The sequence below is a fragment of the Acinetobacter nosocomialis NIPH 2119 genome (genome assembly GCF_000368085.1).
GTDB lineage: Bacteria > Pseudomonadota > Gammaproteobacteria > Pseudomonadales > Moraxellaceae > Acinetobacter > Acinetobacter nosocomialis.
In genome coordinates this window covers 2,363,971-2,379,803 of record NZ_KB849239.1, presented here as the reverse complement: position 1 = coordinate 2,379,803, position 15,833 = coordinate 2,363,971, and the positions used below count along the sequence as shown (strand labels likewise).

General features: G+C 41.5%; 13 protein-coding genes and 4 tRNA genes. 13 read left to right on the top strand and 4 right to left on the bottom strand.

Features of this window, described 5'->3' with window-relative positions:
• Nucleotides 1-9: 9 nt before the first annotated feature.
• The 9 genes from F984_RS14935 to F984_RS14895 all read left to right on the top strand — a co-directional run bounded on the left by F984_RS14935 (nucleotide 10) and on the right by F984_RS14895 (nucleotide 5,075).
• A complete protein-coding gene (locus F984_RS14935) occupies nucleotides 10-1,005 on the top strand; it encodes a cation efflux transmembrane domain-containing protein (protein ID WP_004710462.1) in 996 nt (331 codons plus the stop codon).
• 148 nt (nucleotides 1,006-1,153) lie between these two features.
• Nucleotides 1,154-1,474, top strand: coding sequence for a DMT family transporter (locus F984_RS14930; protein ID WP_002050323.1), 321 nt, complete (start codon nucleotides 1,154-1,156; stop codon nucleotides 1,472-1,474).
• A gap of 11 nt (nucleotides 1,475-1,485) precedes the next feature.
• A complete protein-coding gene (locus F984_RS14925) occupies nucleotides 1,486-1,965 on the top strand; it encodes a methylated-DNA--[protein]-cysteine S-methyltransferase (RefSeq protein WP_004710459.1) in 480 nt (159 codons plus the stop codon).
• Nucleotides 1,966-2,101: 136 nt separating this feature from the next.
• Nucleotides 2,102-3,322, top strand: a complete 1,221-nt coding sequence (gene argJ / locus F984_RS14920) for a bifunctional glutamate N-acetyltransferase/amino-acid acetyltransferase ArgJ (RefSeq protein ID WP_004710456.1) — start codon at nucleotides 2,102-2,104, stop codon at nucleotides 3,320-3,322.
• A gap of 146 nt (nucleotides 3,323-3,468) precedes the next feature.
• On the top strand, nucleotides 3,469-4,533 hold the full coding sequence (gene nadA, locus F984_RS14915) for a quinolinate synthase NadA (protein ID WP_001278265.1): 1,065 nt from the start codon (nucleotides 3,469-3,471) through the stop codon (nucleotides 4,531-4,533).
• A gap of 142 nt (nucleotides 4,534-4,675) precedes the next feature.
• A tRNA-Pro gene (locus tag F984_RS14910) sits at nucleotides 4,676-4,752 on the top strand.
• A 56-nt stretch (nucleotides 4,753-4,808) separates the two neighbouring features.
• Nucleotides 4,809-4,885 (top strand) — tRNA-Arg (locus F984_RS14905).
• 33 nt (nucleotides 4,886-4,918) lie between these two features.
• Nucleotides 4,919-4,994, top strand: a tRNA-His gene (locus F984_RS14900).
• 4 nt (nucleotides 4,995-4,998) lie between these two features.
• A tRNA-Pro gene (locus F984_RS14895) sits at nucleotides 4,999-5,075 on the top strand.
• Between the two features lie 148 nt (nucleotides 5,076-5,223).
• Here the strand turns inward: F984_RS14895 and add are convergent.
• The gene (gene add, locus F984_RS14890; RefSeq protein ID WP_025469342.1) at nucleotides 5,224-6,219 is read right to left on the bottom strand and encodes an adenosine deaminase; all 996 of its coding nucleotides are present in this window, start codon (nucleotides 6,217-6,219) and stop codon (nucleotides 5,224-5,226) included.
• 401 nt (nucleotides 6,220-6,620) lie between these two features.
• Here add and F984_RS14885 point away from each other — a divergent pair, with 401 nt between their 5' ends.
• Nucleotides 6,621-7,796: a zinc-binding dehydrogenase gene (locus F984_RS14885; RefSeq protein ID WP_004710452.1), complete on the top strand. Its 1,176-nt coding sequence runs from the start codon at nucleotides 6,621-6,623 to the stop codon at nucleotides 7,794-7,796.
• Nucleotides 7,797-7,901: 105 nt separating this feature from the next.
• Here F984_RS14885 and F984_RS14880 read toward each other — a convergent pair whose 3' ends face one another.
• Entirely contained in the window at nucleotides 7,902-8,849 is a 948-nt protein-coding gene (locus tag F984_RS14880; protein WP_004710450.1) for a LysR substrate-binding domain-containing protein, read from the bottom strand.
• Between the two features lie 245 nt (nucleotides 8,850-9,094).
• Here F984_RS14880 and F984_RS14875 point away from each other — a divergent pair, with 245 nt between their 5' ends.
• From F984_RS14875 to F984_RS14865, 3 genes are all read left to right on the top strand, one after another.
• Nucleotides 9,095-10,315, top strand: a complete 1,221-nt coding sequence (locus tag F984_RS14875) for an acyl-CoA dehydrogenase (protein WP_004710448.1) — start codon at nucleotides 9,095-9,097, stop codon at nucleotides 10,313-10,315.
• Between the two features lie 225 nt (nucleotides 10,316-10,540).
• Nucleotides 10,541-11,863, top strand: coding sequence for an MFS transporter (locus F984_RS14870; RefSeq protein ID WP_004710446.1), 1,323 nt, complete (start codon nucleotides 10,541-10,543; stop codon nucleotides 11,861-11,863).
• Between the two features lie 51 nt (nucleotides 11,864-11,914).
• Entirely contained in the window at nucleotides 11,915-13,144 is a 1,230-nt protein-coding gene (locus F984_RS14865; protein ID WP_004710444.1) for a CaiB/BaiF CoA transferase family protein, read from the top strand.
• 104 nt (nucleotides 13,145-13,248) lie between these two features.
• Here the strand turns inward: F984_RS14865 and tcuB are convergent, their stop codons facing one another.
• Together tcuB and tcuA are read right to left on the bottom strand one after the other, a co-directional pair.
• Nucleotides 13,249-14,382: a tricarballylate utilization 4Fe-4S protein TcuB gene (tcuB, locus tag F984_RS14860; RefSeq protein ID WP_004710442.1), complete on the bottom strand. Its 1,134-nt coding sequence runs from the start codon at nucleotides 14,380-14,382 to the stop codon at nucleotides 13,249-13,251.
• On the bottom strand, nucleotides 14,372-15,778 hold the full coding sequence (gene tcuA / locus F984_RS14855) for an FAD-dependent tricarballylate dehydrogenase TcuA (RefSeq protein ID WP_004710440.1): 1,407 nt from the start codon (nucleotides 15,776-15,778) through the stop codon (nucleotides 14,372-14,374). Before tcuA ends, tcuB begins: the two co-directional genes overlap by 11 nt.
• Nucleotides 15,779-15,833: the final 55 nt, after the last annotated feature.

The following is a 15,833-nucleotide window of genomic DNA, read 5'->3' as shown; positions in this document are numbered from 1 at the left end:
CTTAATGACATGCCATTAGTTTATACTAATGGCATTGTTTTTTGTGTCAGTTATGGTGCAAAGATGGCTTTAGAAAAACAAGAGAATCAAATAAATGTAAATAAAAGCTGCTCAAGCTGTGGGTGTTCAAGCGTAGCAACTCAGGAATATTCTATGCCGAGTGAACCTATGGCAAATAAAATCCAATGGGTGAGTTATTACCATATTCCTCACATGGATTGTGCAGCAGAAGAGCAGATGGTGCGAATGGCGTTAGCACCTTATGCTGGACATATTCAAGAACTTGAATTTGATTTGCCTGCTCGGCATTTAGCGGTGTATCACAGTACAGAAGCTGAAAAAATTACCCAAAGTCTGCAACGCCTAGGTTTAGGGGCAGAGTTACAGCAAACTCAACCTCACTATGAACCCATTGAAAAGCCTAAAAAGGTACGTGTTAGCTCTTCAGCCAATGCAGCACAAAAACAGGTTTTACAATGGTTGTTACTTATTAATGCAGTGATGTTTTTTATCGAATTTATGGCAGGCATCATTGCGTCATCAACAGGATTAATTGCTGACTCACTCGATATGTTTGCCGATGCGGCAATTTATGGAATTGCTTTATTTGTGGTAGGTAAAAACCTCAATGCTCAATTAAAGGCTGCACATATTTCCGGATGGTTTCAGTTTGGCTTAGCCATGATTGTGTTAGTTGATGTATTACGTCGTTTTATATACGGCAGTGAACCTGTTTCAATTCTCATGATTTTAATTGGTGGTTTAGCGCTTGCAGCCAATGTTAGTTGTCTTTATTTAATGAGAGATCATAAGGAGAGTGGGGCACATATGAAGGCAAGTTATATATTCTCTGCCAATGATGTCATCGTAAACTTAGGTGTCATTATTGCGGGAATATTAGTTGCAATCACTGGCTCTCGTTATCCTGATTTAATTATTGGATTGATTATTGTTTTGTTTGTTTTAAATGGTGCTCGGAAAATTCTACAACTCAAAAATGAATAATATTTTCTGATAAAGGCAAGCTTGAGTTCGGGTTTGCCTTCATTTTTTATTTTAAAGTAAACTGAGTCTTCACATAAGGAGGAACGACCTCCCCCATAATGGGTAATCATGTCGGGACGACCTGACACTATAAAAATTAGTGAATGTTATGGCTTGGGCTATTTTAATTTTAGCAGGTGTATTTGAAATCATTTGGGCATATTCTATGAAAATGTCTGAAGGTTTTACACGTTTAACCCCTAGTGTTATTACCGTAGTTTTTATGATTTTGAGTGTAGTTCTACTTTCAATATCAATGAAAACTTTACCTCTTGGTACTGCTTATACGGTTTGGACAGGCATAGGTGCAATTGGATCATTTTTAGTGGGTATATTTTTTCTCAATGAACCTATTGGTGCAATGAGAATGATTGCCGCTGTACTGATTGTATCGGGACTGGTTCTAATGAAAATTTCGTCTCCATCTTAAAAGGATAAAGTATGTTGCTGTCTTATAAGTATATCAATTCGCCTGTTGGGCAATTAAAACTAGTTGCGAATGAAAATGCTTTGGTGGCAGTACTTTGGGACAATGAAAATCCAAAACGTGTTCGACTGGCAGAGCTGGTCGAACAAGCTGAGCATCCGGTTTTATTAAAAACTGAGCAACAGTTAAAAGAATACTTTGAAGGCAAACGCCGTGAATTTACATTGCCATTAGATTTTGAAGGTACACCATTTCAAAAACAGGTATGGACCGCATTACTCAGCATTCCTTATGGCGAAACAAGAAGTTATAAAGAAATTGCTGTTCAAATTGGAAATGAAAAAGCAGTGCGAGCAGTAGGGGCTGCCAATGGTAAAAACCCAATTTCGATTATTGCACCTTGTCACCGAGTCATTGGCGCGGGTGGCGCTTTAGTAGGTTTTGCTGGTGGTCTTGATAAGAAAGATATTTTATTAAAATTAGAGCAAAAATAAGCTATTTTTAGCGCTCGATTTTTTCAGGCTTTTCTAATAAGCTGTCAATACTGATATTTCATATAAAGCGGGTTTTATGACCTCGCTATTTTCTGAAATATTGATCTTTTCATAACAAACTCTGGATGTTCTAAAAATGGCTGTCGGCGACGTAACAATGCCACAAATGCATGTGGTAAAAGGTGTAAAAATTGGCTCAACAGAAGCATATGTACGTTACCAAAACCGACGAGATTTAGTCATTTTTGAGTTTGCAGAAGGTTCAAATGTTGCGGGTGTATTTACTCAAAACGCCTTCTGTGCAGCACCTGTTCATGTCTCTAAAGCTCATCTCGCTCAAGGCAATCCTCGTTATTTAGTAATTAATACAGGTAATGCCAATGCAGGTACTGGACCTACAGGCTTAAAAAATGCTCAAGCTACTTGCGCGAAGTTAGCTGAGCTTGCTGGTGTGAACAGTTTTGAAGTACTTCCGTTTTCTACAGGGGTGATCGGTGAACAGCTTCCAATGGAACGTTTACTTGCTGGTCTTCAACCTGCATTAAATAGCGTACAAGATGCTGCTTGGAATGATGCAGCAACTGGCATTATGACGACAGATACAGTCCCTAAAGGTGCATCTGAACAATTTGAACTTGATGGCATTACTTATACCATGACCGGTATTAGTAAAGGTGCAGGCATGATCCGTCCAAACATGGCAACCATGTTGAGCTTTGTTGCTACAGATGCGCCTATTAGCCGCGATTTAGTCCAAAAGCTATTAAAGACCACGGTTGAGCATTCTTTTAACCGTATTACCATTGATGGTGATACCTCAACAAATGATTCTTGTATTTTTGTGGCAACTGGTCAGGCTGGTGGTGCTGAAATTACATCGGAAAGCGACGCGCGCTACGCAAAAGTATTAGAAGTGCTTGCTCGTGTCATGAACCGTTTAGCACAGTTAATTATACGTGATGGCGAAGGTGCGACCAAGTTCATTACTGTTGCGGTAGAGGGCGGCGGTAACATTCAAGAGTGTTGTGACATTGCTTATAGCATTGCGCATTCACCACTCGTTAAAACTGCACTATTTGCATCTGACCCGAACTGGGGACGTATTTTAGCGGCAATTGGCTACGCAGGAGTTAAAGACTTAGACGTGTCTAAAATTCAGGTGTGGTTAGATGACGTTCAAATCTGTAAAGATGGTGGTGCAGCCGAGGACTATACCGAGGAAGCGGGTGCGCGCGTTATGGCACAAACCGAAATTACCATTCGCGTTGATTTAGGTCGCGGTCAAGCCAAGGACACAGTCTACACATGCGATTTATCTTACGACTACGTCAAGATTAATGCAGATTACCGTTCGTAAATATTCAGTTATAATCAAGCCTCGACAAAGAGGCTTTTTTATTAGCCCCATCTTTTGATATTAAATGATTCAATTTAGTAAATCATTTAAGCAGTAACGTTATATGCGAGCAGGTATGCCAGCATGAAGGATAGAGAAGACGTTTTATGAGTGATGCGACTTTAATTGCCAACGATGCAAAAAACATTGTACAAGCGCATTTAGACCGTTTAGGTGAACCAAAAGACAACCGCCTAAGTGAAGAAGCAAAACAACAAAAGTTTGCACAGATCGAAGCAGAGCTCAAAAAACGTGATGCTGTCCTTGTTGCTCACTACTATTGCGATCCCGATGTACAAGAACTTGCAGAAAAAACAGGTGGATGCGTTTCTGACTCTTTAGAAATGGCCCGTTTTGGACGAGATCATGCAGCCTCTACACTGGTTGTGGCTGGTGTTAAGTTTATGGGAGAAACAGCTAAAATTCTGTCTCCTGAAAAAACAATCCTGATGCCGACACTTGAAGCAACCTGTTCACTTGACTTAGGTTGTCCAGTCGATGAGTTCACAGCATTTTGTGATCAACACCCTGACCACACCGTAGTGGTTTATGCCAATACATCGGCTGCTGTTAAAGCACGTGCGGATTGGGTAGTGACTTCCAGCTGTGCAGTTGAAATTGTTGAGCACCTAGACAGTTTGGGCGAAAAAATTATTTGGGCACCAGATCAGCACTTAGGTCGCTATATTCAAAAGAAAACTGGTGCAGATATGTTGCTTTGGGATGGCGCATGTATTGTGCATGAAGAATTCCGTGCACGTGGCATTGCCAACATGAAAGCACTGTATCCAGACGCTGCTGTATTGGTACATCCAGAGTCGCCAGAGTCGGTAGTAGAAATTGCTGATGCGGTAGGTAGTACTTCTCAACTCATTAAAGCTGCACAGACTTTGCCAAATGAAAGACTCATTGTGGCAACTGACCGTGGTATTTTCTACAAAATGCAGCAAGCAGTACCAGATAAGATTTTAGTTGAAGCTCCAACAGCGGGTGAGGGAGCAACTTGTCGTTCATGTGCTCACTGTCCGTGGATGGCAATGAATGAACTCGACGGAATTTTAGAAGTTTTACAAAAAGGCGATCAAGAAATACATGTTGATCCAGCGCTTGCTGAACGTGCCAAAATGCCTTTAGATCGAATGTTAGCCTTTAGTGCATCGTTAAAACGTTAAAAAGGCTCAAAATGCTTGTTAAATATACATTTGATAAGGATTTTTAACTTTTTTTGACAATAGGTGTTGACGTCTGAGGGCGTCGCGCCTAGAATGCACACCGTACCGCACGATGTGCGATACAGCAAAAGCTGAGATAGATCGGAGCATAGCACAGCCTGGTAGTGCACCTGGTTTGGGACCAGGGGGTCGTAGGTTCGAATCCTACTGCTCCGACCACTTAAAAGAATATTTTAAGATCGGCGAAGTATCGCATGATAAGCATCATCGGTTAAGCGCCTGTAGCTCAGTTGGATAGAGCATCCGCCTTCTAAGCGGATGGTCACAGGTTCGAATCCTGTCAGGCGCGCCATTTGGTAGCTTGGTACATAGAACTTATTTGATGGTGGATGTAGCTCAGTTGGTAGAGCCCTGGATTGTGATTCCAGTTGTCGCGGGTTCGAATCCCGTCATTCACCCCAATTTCGGAGCATAGCACAGCCTGGTAGTGCACCTGGTTTGGGACCAGGGGGTCGTAGGTTCGAATCCTACTGCTCCGACCATATTTAAAAGCGTTCAAGCTTTCTCAAATATTGGAAATAATTTCTTCTAGTCTTACAGACAGAAGGAATTTTTTTGTTTTTATATATTTAAATTTTAATTCATACACACTCCAATATTTGAACTTGTTTAAATAAGTTCTGTTCTCTGCTATTGATATTTCTGCCTTAACTCATCTTTTTCTTGTTCTGATAAAAATGCGATTTTAAGTCCATTTTGTTGAGCTGTATAAATTTGCTCAGGACTTAAACCTGCCAGTGGAGCAGCAGTTAAATATTCATGTTGTATTTCAATACCTTCGACAGCAGGGTCATCTGTATTAATGGTGGCAAGCACACCATGTTCTAAAAAAGTCTTTAATGGATGTTCTGCTAAAGAGGGTACTGTGTTGGTTTGAATATTTGAGGTGAGACAAGATTCAATACCAATCTGGTGTTTTGCCAAATAATCTAAAAGTTTTAAATCTTGAACCGCTTTAACACCATGTCCAATTCGTTCGGCACCTAATTCTTCAATGGCTTGCCAAATACTTTCTGGACCGGCAGCTTCACCTGCATGTACCGTAATGTGCCAACCTGCATCACGTGCTTTTTTAAAGTGATCAATAAATAAATTACCCGGAAAACCAAGCTCATCTCCAGCAAGATCCAACGCTTTAATATCATTTTTATGGGCGAGTAGAGCATTTAACTCTTTTTCACAGGCTTCCTGACCAAAAGTACGGCTCATAATGCCAATTAAATTCGCTTTTACTCCGTAAGCTTGACTGCCTTCTTTTACGCCCGCAATAACCGCTTCAACAACGCCTTCAAGAGGGAGTTGATGGGTCATGCCCATATAACCTGGTGAAAAACGTAGTTCTACATAGTCTAGGCCTTGTTGTGCTGCATCTTGCATGTTTTCAAATGCAATACGCTTACAGGCATCTAAACTCGCTAATACTTTTACGCCCCAATCGAGCTTCGATAAAAAACTTAATAAGTCAGGTTGGTTATCCATCACTTGTACGTGTGGTCGCAAAGATTCAATGTCGTAAGCAGGCAAATCTAAATGGTATTGTTGGCCTAATTCTAAAATAGTTTGAATGCGGATGTTGCCATCAAGGTGGCGGTGTATATCTGTAAGCGGGAGCGTTTTTGTAATCATAGATTTCTTCTTATCTGTTTGCATCAATTTATCATGCCTGTTTAGAGCCACTGATAAAAGTTTGGTTTTGCTATGTTTTTGTGAAAAGCGTTGAGTTGAGTTTTTTGAACTTACTATATTTGTATAAGTTTTAATTTTGATGACATTGTTCTGGCCTAAGAAGATAACGCAGTCTGTGTAAGATACAAGCACCAAGATTTTTATTGTTTTTAATTTCGCTGAGCCTGTTTTTGTTGACTCTTCAAGAGTAGATTGGCTGAAGAATGGTCATTGGTATTTTGGCTTTTACTTGTAAAGATGAATAAAGGCTTGCTAAAGACCAAACCGATAAAGCGATTAATTTATCTGTAGAAATCTATTTCTGGCAAGTAAATGAAAAAGAAGAAATAGGAAGCACTCCAATGAAGTCGGTACTTTGTCATCAAGCAACATTACAAGTCGTGGATCAACCGAACTTAACACCTGCAAAAGGGCAAGTTTTATTGGAAGTGGTGCGATGCGGGATCTGTGGTTCAGATTTACATATGCAGCACCACTGCGACCACATGCATGATTTGGCTGCACGTGTAGGGTTTAATGGTTTAGCGAAGTCCACAGACCCGTTTGTACTAGGACATGAGTTTTGCGGCAAGGTTTTAGACTACGGTCCAAAAACACGTCATAAATTTAAAGCCGACACACTCGTTTGTGCAATGCCGCTTTTAAACGTTGATCAGCATGGTTATTTGTCTACAGGCCTTTCTCCAAATGCTTCGGGTGGCTATGCCGAGCAAGTATTGGCTCAATCAAGCTTGATATTTGAAGTACCGAATGGTCTAGATGCAGATAGTGCTGCCATGACTGAACCTATGGCAGTTGCATTGCATGCGGTTCGCCGTAGTCGTGTAAAAACGAGTGAACCTGCGATTGTGGTCGGTTGTGGTCCTGTCGGGCTAGGTGTCATATTAATGCTTAAAGCAGCGGGGGTTAAAACTGTAGTTGCCAGTGACTTTTCACCAAACCGTCGTAAGCTTGCTGAGCAATGCGGTGCCGATATAGTGGTAGATCCTAAAGAGACATCACCATTTGCTAACTGGAAAGAATTTGGTTTGCTTGGCAATGTTTCTGATGCCATTAATATGGGCATGGGGCTGTTTGATAAATTGCAAGCGACACGCTTACCGTGGTGGCATGGATGGCGCATGATTGATAAATTAGGCGCTCTGCCAAAACGTCCTGTTATTTTTGAGTGTGTTGGCGTACCGGGCGTTTTACAGCAAATTATTGAAGGTGCACCTTTGTTTTCCCGAATTGTTGGGGTGGGCGTGTGCATGCAAAGTGACAAAATAGAACCAGCACTTGCGATTAATAAAGAGTTAGAAATTCAGTTTGTATTGGGATACACGCCGCTTGAGTTCCGAGATGCGCTACATATGATTGCAAAAGGTAAAGTGAACTGTTCACCGCTCATTACAGGTGTTGTTGGCCTAGAAGGTGTTACGAGTGCATTTGAAGCATTACGTGACCCTGAACAGCATGCCAAAATCTTGATTGACCCGAAGCGTAGTGGTTCAGATATTCAATTAATGAGTCATTAATTTCAAAGTTATTTATGCTTAACTAAAAGATTGTGTTTTGATTAATCACAATCTTTTTTTATGAGTATAGGTGTAGATACGTGGAGTTTAATAAAAGCTGCTGAGCTAATTCGTATTGGTCTTTAGTTGTTCTAGTTCTTGGTAAATCCACTCAACAAATTTTTGAATAGTCGGTGAGATGTCTTGGCTCGAATGAATGAGATAGTACTTTCGGCTGCCTTTTAGTTTTTTATTAGAAACAATCACCAGTTCCTTTTTTTGCAGTTCAGACTCAATCAACATTTGTGGAATTAAAGCCATTCCCATGTCATGACTCGCGGCAACTGCAAGCATTGAAAATAACTCGTGACGTTGTCCATCAAAAGGCTTCGGGTGCTGCATGTGATGAGTCAGAAACCATTCTTGCCAAATGCTAGGCCGAGTGGTTTGTTGCAGTAGGGGGATTTTCAGTAGATCTTCAGGGCTTAAATCATAGGTATTTTCATTAACCATGACCGCATCTGGAAAATACTTTTCGATGAGTTTTGGTGAGCACACAGGTACAATTTCTTCATCCATTAAATAATGTGCTTGTATGCCGGGCCAATGGTCAATTTGCTGCTGCGTACCTGCAAAAATAGCAGCATCAAAAATATTATCGTTAAATAAAAAAGGTTTCGTACTGGTTTCTAAATGAACCGTAATTTCAGGGTGTTTTTGATTTAAAAGATGGAGCTTGGGTAACAGCCAGCGCGTTGCAAAGGTAGGAACCACACCTAACTTTAATGTTCCACCTAAACCCTTATGAGAAATCACATCGGCTGTACATTTCTCTAGCCCTAACAAGTAGGGTTTAATGCTTTTAAAATATTGTTGTCCTGCAATGGTTAGCTCGACGCCATGCCGAGTACGTATAAAGAGTTCAACACCTAAGAAATCTTCTAACTGCTGAATTTGGCGCGAAACTGCACTTTGAGTAATGCATAGCTCTTGCGCAGCATAGGTATAACTTAGATGTTTTGCTGCACTTTCAAAGCAAATCAGGCCCTGAATGGACGGGATGCTTCTTCGCATAAATAAATCCTTTTATTTGTCGTCATATTTCAAAACAGCATATGACCTAAATGCAGATATCCGAGTTTATTATAAAAATAAGCCATTTTTAATGAAATACAACGAATTAAATCCTTAAATTTAACGTAACTCATTTTAAATATGCGTAAGTCGCATATCTGCATGAACATTTATCGTTTGATTACTGCATTTTTCATGCATAACATCGAGTTAAATAAAGAAGATCCAATCAAGCAGAGGATGCGATGAATCACATGGTGACAACAAAAAAAGCAAAAGTTCAATTTAACTGGCAAGACCCATTTTTAATTGAGCAACAGCTTAGCTCAGATGAGCGCATGATTCGTGATGCGGCTCATGCCTATTGTCAAGAACGTTTGCAACCACGTGTACTTGAACAATTTCGTCATGAAACTACAGATCCATCTATTTTTCGTGAAATGGGAGAGCTTGGCTTACTGGGGCCAACCATCCCTGAGCAATATGGCGGTGCAGGTTTAAACTATGTGAGTTATGGTTTGGTTGCGCGTGAAATTGAATATGTGGATTCGGGTTACCGCTCTATGGCGAGTGTGCAAAGCTCATTGGTCATGGTTCCAATTCATGAGTTTGGTACCGAAGAGCAAAAGCAAAAGTACTTACCTAAACTTGCCACTGGTGAATACATTGGCTGTTTTGGTTTGACTGAACCTGATCATGGCTCAGACCCAGGCAGTATGATTACTCGTGCTAAAAAAGTTGACGGTGGTTACCGTTTAACTGGCGCAAAAATGTGGATTACCAATAGCCCAATTGCCGATGTATTTGTGGTTTGGGCAAAAGAAGTTTCTGCTGAAGGTAATGTAGGTGACATTCGAGGCTTCATTTTAGAAAAGGGCTGGGAAGGCCTATCTGCACCTGCCATTCATGGCAAGGTCGGTTTACGTGCATCGATTACAGGTGAAATTGTAATGGATAACGTTTTTGTACCTGAAGAAAATGCATTCCCTGAAATTCGAGGTTTAAAAGGTCCATTTACCTGTTTGAACAGTGCGCGTTATGGTATTGCATGGGGGGCGATGGGTGCTGCCGAGTTCTGCTGGCATACTGCACATCAATACACCATGGACCGTAAACAATTTGGTCGTCCGTTGGCTGCAAATCAGTTGATTCAAAAGAAATTGGCAGATATGCAAACTGAAATTGCTTTGGGTTTACAGGCAGCTTTACGTTTTGGCCGTATGAAAGATGAAGGCATTGCATCAGTTGAAGGTACATCTTTAATTAAGCGTAATAACTGTGGAAAGGCACTTGATATTGCTCGTATGGCACGTGACATGATGGGTGGAAACGGCATTAGTGACGAGTTTGGTGTGGCACGTCATTTGGTCAATCTTGAAGTCGTAAATACCTATGAAGGCACACATGACGTTCATGCCTTGATTTTAGGTCGTGCACAAACAGGCATAGCCGCATTTAGTAACTAACTCATTCATTTTTAAAGGTAGAGGTGTTCTTTCGGGAGCACCTTTAGGGATTTTTACGCAAAAATTTATGGAAAATGACAAGATTCATCGTAAGGATACTCATGTGAAGATGTGCCTCTGTGTACTTAAAACCAAATGTAAGATGATGAAAATATAGAAGATTAAGTCATACAGAAAACATAAGTAAGCTACCGATGACTCATTTGGGAAAATGAGGAACTAAAGATGAACAATGACGTTCAAGTAATATCGAAAGAATTAAGAAATACATTTCCAAGTAACCTTGGAACATACGAAAGGATTGGACCTCATACATGGAAATGGGCGTTGTTATTTGCCTATTTTGCGATGGTGGTCGATGGCATTGATATTATGCTGCTGTCTTATAGCTTGACCAGTTTAAAAGCAGAGTTTGGGTTAAGTACCTTTCAAGCGGGTGCCTTAGGTAGTGCTTCTTTGGCGGGTATGGGTATTGGCGGTATTTTGGGTGGTTGGGCATGTGACAAGTTTGGTCGCGTACGGACCATTGCCAACTCGGTGACTTTCTTTTCTGTAGCGACTTGTTTGTTAGGCTTTACGCAAAGCTTCGAGCAATTTATGGCTCTACGCTTTATAGGTGCTTTAGGAATCGGAGCACTCTATATGGCCTGTAATACCTTAATGGCTGAATATGTACCGACTACTTACCGTACCACGGTATTGGGCACGTTACAGACGGGTCAGACCGTAGGTTATATTGCTGCAACGTTATTAGCTGGTGCAATTATTCCAGATCATGGCTGGCGCGTTTTGTTCTTCCTGACCGTAGTACCTGCTTTCGTTAATATTTTCCTGCAACGATTTGTGCCAGAGCCAAAATCTTGGCAGCTCACCAAAATTGAAAGCTTACAAGGCAATAGACAACCTAAGGAAATGGTTGTGGCTGAAAAGCCAAAAAGTAGCAGTATCTATAAGCAAATCTTTAATAACTTTAAGCACCGTAAAATGTTTTTGTTATGGATGACCACAGCATTCTTCTTACAGTTTGGTTATTACGGCATTAACAACTGGATGCCAAGTTATTTAGAAACAGAAGTGCATATGAACTTTAAAAACTTAACCAGTTATATGGTGGGTTCATATACAGCAATGATTTTAGGCAAAATTTTAGCAGGGTATCTTGCTGACAAATTTAACCGCCGTGCTGTTTTTGTGTTTGGCACAATTGCGAGCGCCGTGTTTTTGCCAATCATTATTTTCTTCAATACCCCTGACAATATTTTGTATTTATTAATCACCTTTGGCTTCTTATATGGCATTCCATACGGTGTAAATGCGACTTATATGGCTGAAAGTTTTTCAACTGATGTACGCGGAACAGCCATTGGCGGTGCTTATAACATTGGTCGTGTCGGGGCAGCGATAGCACCAGCCACCATTGGTTTCTTGGCATCGGGTGGAACTTTTGCTATGGCCTTTATTGTGATGGGTGCTGCGTATTTTGTTGCAGGGGTATTGCCAGGCTTATTTATTAAAGATCGTCAGTACGATCCACAAAGACAATCATAAACAATGACAGGGAGGTGCATTAGCGCCTTCTAAAAAGATAAGGGTATCGTTATGGGTGCATTACAAGGAATTCGAGTTTTAGATTTAAGTCGTGTACTTGCAGGGCCGTGGTGTGGGCAAATCTTGGCAGACCTTGGCGCGGAAGTGATTAAAATTGAACGTCCTCGAGTCGGTGATGACACCCGTATGTGGGGACCGCCATGGATGCCTGATCAAGACGGAAGTATGACCCGTGAATCTGGCTATTTTCAGTGTACTAACCGTAATAAATATTCGGTTGCGGTAGATATAACCACACCCGAAGGTCAGGCCTTAATTTATGAAATTGCCAAGACTGCCGATGTCGTGATTGAAAATTATAAGACAGGGTCTTTGGCTAAATATGGTTTGGACTACGCGTCATTAAGTGAGTTGAACCCGAACATTGTTTATTGCTCGATTACCGGTTTTGGGCAAGATGGCCCGCGTGCAGAAGAACCCGGTTATGATTTTATTATTCAGGGTATGTCTGGCTTAATGAGCATTACTGGCGAGCCTGATGATGTAGCAGGTGGTGGTGCGCAAAAGGTTGGTGTGGCTGTGGTAGATATTCAAACTGGATTGTATTCCACCATTGCCATTCAAGCGGCACTGATTGCACGCTCACACACAGGACGCGGTCAGTATATTGATATGTCACTCCTTGATGTGCAGGTCGCGGCACTGGCAAATCAGGGAATGAATTATTTAGCTTCAGGTAAAGCGCCACAACGCATGGGTAATCAACACCCAAGTATTGTGCCGTATCAAACTTTTAAGGCTAAAGATAAAGAATTTATTATTGCTTGTGGCAACGACAAACAGTTTAAAGATTTGTGTATTGCGATTGGTTATCCAGAGTTGCTCGAAAATGATAAGTTTGTGCGCAACCAAGACCGCGTAAAATATCGAAATGAACTGATTCCTTTATTGTCGGAACACTTTTTGCAGAAAACTGCTAAAGAGTGGGTCGAGAGGATTCATGCACTTAAAGTACCCGTAGGTGTTATCAATTCTATTGAAGATGCTTTGGCTGAACCACAAATCGTGCATCGTAATTTGGTGGTCAATATTCCTCATCGTTTAAATGAAAACTTCCAAACCATTGGCTCACCCATCAAACTGTCTGATACTCCCGTTGAATATCATCATGCACCTCCAGAGCTTGGTGAACATACTGCTCAAATCTTATCGAGATTTAAAACAGCAGAAGAGCTTGCTGCATTAAAAGAGAAGGGCATTATTGATGGGAAAATTGCTTAAGCTATTACCGTTTTCAATATGTCCATTCAATTATCATTGTAGTTGAATATAAAAAACCGCTTTTATAGCGGTTTTTTATTAGGAAGTTTTTCTAATCTTAAACATTATGACTTCTTGGAAATACGCTCTTCGATGGCGAATTTGAGTAAAGAAGCACTGCGGTAAAAACCATGTGCGAACTTTCCAAATGGCATGGTAATGAAGAATGTCATGACCGTGGCTAAATGGAAAATCAGTAAAAGTGCCATGTAAGGGGTATTACGAAATGCCATAAGTACTAGCCCTGAAGCGCTAACGATAAGTAGAAGGAAAATAAAGCCTCGATCTACAGGTTTTTGCTCACGGTCACCATGTAATGGGTGACGTTTAAGATTTAAATAGAGCAAGCCCGATGGACCAATCACTAAGCCAATCCCACCCAAAGTACCCAAAATCACAGGCAAGCTAAAGATAGGGTAAGGCGCATGTAGGTCAAGAAAATAGTGATATAAAGTCGCTACACCCGTAGCTGCAAAGCAGAGCATAAAGCCATAAAAAGTCAGGTGATGGAACACACGGCGGATTTGTGTGTAACGGTCATCTTGCTCATTACAGCCTTTGCCATGTCCACCATCTAAATATTTAAGTGTTAATACATTTTGGGTGGCTTGAACTAGGTCTGGTTTCTCAACTTTGCCATGAATGACTTTAGACGTCTGTCGCCAGAATTTACTAATCCCAATGCCGAGCAGAACAATCGCAACTGTAAAGGTCGCTCCAAACAGTAGCGCTAAAAAGTTATGCGGGAAAATCGCATAGAAATTACCTTGATAGCCTGCAAACAGGTCGGTGCCTTTGTACCACACCACAGCTAACATGCATAAAAAGAAAATAGCTGATAGCGCCGAAACAAAAGGAATCCCAACAGACTTATAAAGTCGGCCTAAAGGCTGAGGGGTCGCAAACTCTTGGTAAGTTTCCAAACGTACTTGCGCCATCGCTTTTGGAATATTTACACCAAACTCATGTGGCGGGGCATATTGGCAAGCATGTAAACAAGCACCACAGTTATGGCATAGGTTTGCGAGGTAATGAATATCGGCTTGATTAAACTCAAGACGTTTGGTCATGGCCGCAAATACAGCACAAAATGACTCGCAGTAACGACAAGCATTACAAATTTGTAGTGCTCTTTGAACTTCCTGCTCATGGTCAGAGAGCTGAACAACTGGAATTAGGGCTTTAGTACTAGCATTCATGTTCAACTCCTTGTGAAAGTGCATAGTGGGCTGCATTTTTTCCTGCAATGCGTCCAAAGGTCGTGCCAATCGACATACCGACCCCAGCGGTATAACCCTGACCGAGTACGTTACCTGCCATCATTTCACCTGCGACAAACAGGTTGCGGCTGGCTTTATTGTTAAAACGCACAGCAGCATCATCTTCGACTTTTAACCCTAAATAGGTAAAGGTAATGCCGGGTTTAAGGGCATAGGCATAGAAAGGTGGGCGATCGAGAGGGACAGCCCAATGGGTTTTGTTGGGAACAATATTTTGGGTAGTGCAGTCATCTAAAACGGTATGGTTAAAGGTGCCTTGCACACAGGCTTGGTTAAATTCTTCTACGGTGTGGCATAAGGTTTTTGCATCTAGTCCGATTTTTTCGGCCAGTTCTTGAATGCTATTTGCTTTTACACCCGCAAACACAGGTGGCATAAAGCGCCCAATCGCTTTTGAGTCGATAATCGAATAGGCAATTTGCTGTGGCTGTTTGGCAACAAGGCGGCCCCAAATCGCATAACGTTTTGGCCAGAAGTCTTCGCCTTCATCATAAAAACGTTCGGCTTTGTTATTGACCACAATACCCAGTGAAACGCAGTCAATACGAGTGCAGATGCCGCCGTCATATAACGGTGCGCGTGCATCTACGGCGACACAATGCGATTGCGATGGGTCACCAATAATATCGGCGCCTTGATCTATCATAAATTTGAGTAAGTTGCCTTGATTAAAGCGAGTTCCACGGATAATGAAATTATCGGCAGGCCATTCGCCGTTTTCATTTTGTCCCCATGCTTCTCTTAACCATTCCAAATTTGACTCAAAACCACCTGCGGCCAATACACAGCTTTTCGCCTTAAACACGCGGCCATCTTCCGCAATTGCAGCTTCAAAATGTCCTTGGTTTAACTTTAGATCTTTAATTTTTGTGTTGTATAAAATCTCAATGCCAAGTTTTTCAGCACTACGGTAATACGCATTAATAAGGGCTTTACCGCCACCCATAAAAAAGGCATTGGTACGTGCAACATGTAAAGCACCCGATAGCGGCGGCTGAAAATTCACACCATGTTTACGCATCCAGTCGCGGCAGGTGGCTGTGCTACGAATAACGAGACGAGCTAAGTGCTCATTGGTTTTTCCGGCAGTGACTTTAAGTAGGTCTTGCCAATATTCCTCTTCGGGATAAGCATCGACTAATACGTCTTGAGGAGCATCATGCATGCAGCGAAGGTTACGAGTGTGTTGTGAGTTACCACCACGCCATTCTTTGGGTGCTGCTTCTATGACCAGCACAGAAGCGCCACTTTCTTTTGCTGTGAGTGCGGCACACAACGCAGCATTCCCACCACCAATCACAATTACATCATGCATGGATTTCTCCCTTTCTCAGCTAAGGCTAATGTAGCTTTAAAAGGGAAGGTGAAGT

What these genes read in the sequence shown, in the direction of transcription:
- F984_RS14935 (WP_004710462.1), top strand. Translation starts at nt 10, where the DNA reads ATGCCATTAGTTTATACTAATGGCATTGTTTTTTGTGTCAGTTATGGT.
- F984_RS14930 (WP_002050323.1), top strand. Translation starts at nt 1,154, where the DNA reads ATGGCTTGGGCTATTTTAATTTTAGCAGGTGTATTTGAAATCATTTGG.
- F984_RS14925 (WP_004710459.1), top strand. Translation starts at nt 1,486, where the DNA reads ATGTTGCTGTCTTATAAGTATATCAATTCGCCTGTTGGGCAATTAAAA.
- argJ (WP_004710456.1), top strand. Translation starts at nt 2,102, where the DNA reads ATGGCTGTCGGCGACGTAACAATGCCACAAATGCATGTGGTAAAAGGT.
- nadA (WP_001278265.1), top strand. Translation starts at nt 3,469, where the DNA reads ATGAGTGATGCGACTTTAATTGCCAACGATGCAAAAAACATTGTACAA.
- add (WP_025469342.1), bottom strand. Translation starts at nt 6,219, where the DNA reads ATGATTACAAAAACGCTCCCGCTTACAGATATACACCGCCACCTTGAT.
- F984_RS14885 (WP_004710452.1), top strand. Translation starts at nt 6,621, where the DNA reads ATGAAGTCGGTACTTTGTCATCAAGCAACATTACAAGTCGTGGATCAA.
- F984_RS14880 (WP_004710450.1), bottom strand. Translation starts at nt 8,849, where the DNA reads ATGCGAAGAAGCATCCCGTCCATTCAGGGCCTGATTTGCTTTGAAAGT.
- F984_RS14875 (WP_004710448.1), top strand. Translation starts at nt 9,095, where the DNA reads ATGAATCACATGGTGACAACAAAAAAAGCAAAAGTTCAATTTAACTGG.
- F984_RS14870 (WP_004710446.1), top strand. Translation starts at nt 10,541, where the DNA reads ATGAACAATGACGTTCAAGTAATATCGAAAGAATTAAGAAATACATTT.
- F984_RS14865 (WP_004710444.1), top strand. Translation starts at nt 11,915, where the DNA reads ATGGGTGCATTACAAGGAATTCGAGTTTTAGATTTAAGTCGTGTACTT.
- tcuB (WP_004710442.1), bottom strand. Translation starts at nt 14,382, where the DNA reads ATGAATGCTAGTACTAAAGCCCTAATTCCAGTTGTTCAGCTCTCTGAC.
- tcuA (WP_004710440.1), bottom strand. Translation starts at nt 15,778, where the DNA reads ATGCATGATGTAATTGTGATTGGTGGTGGGAATGCTGCGTTGTGTGCC.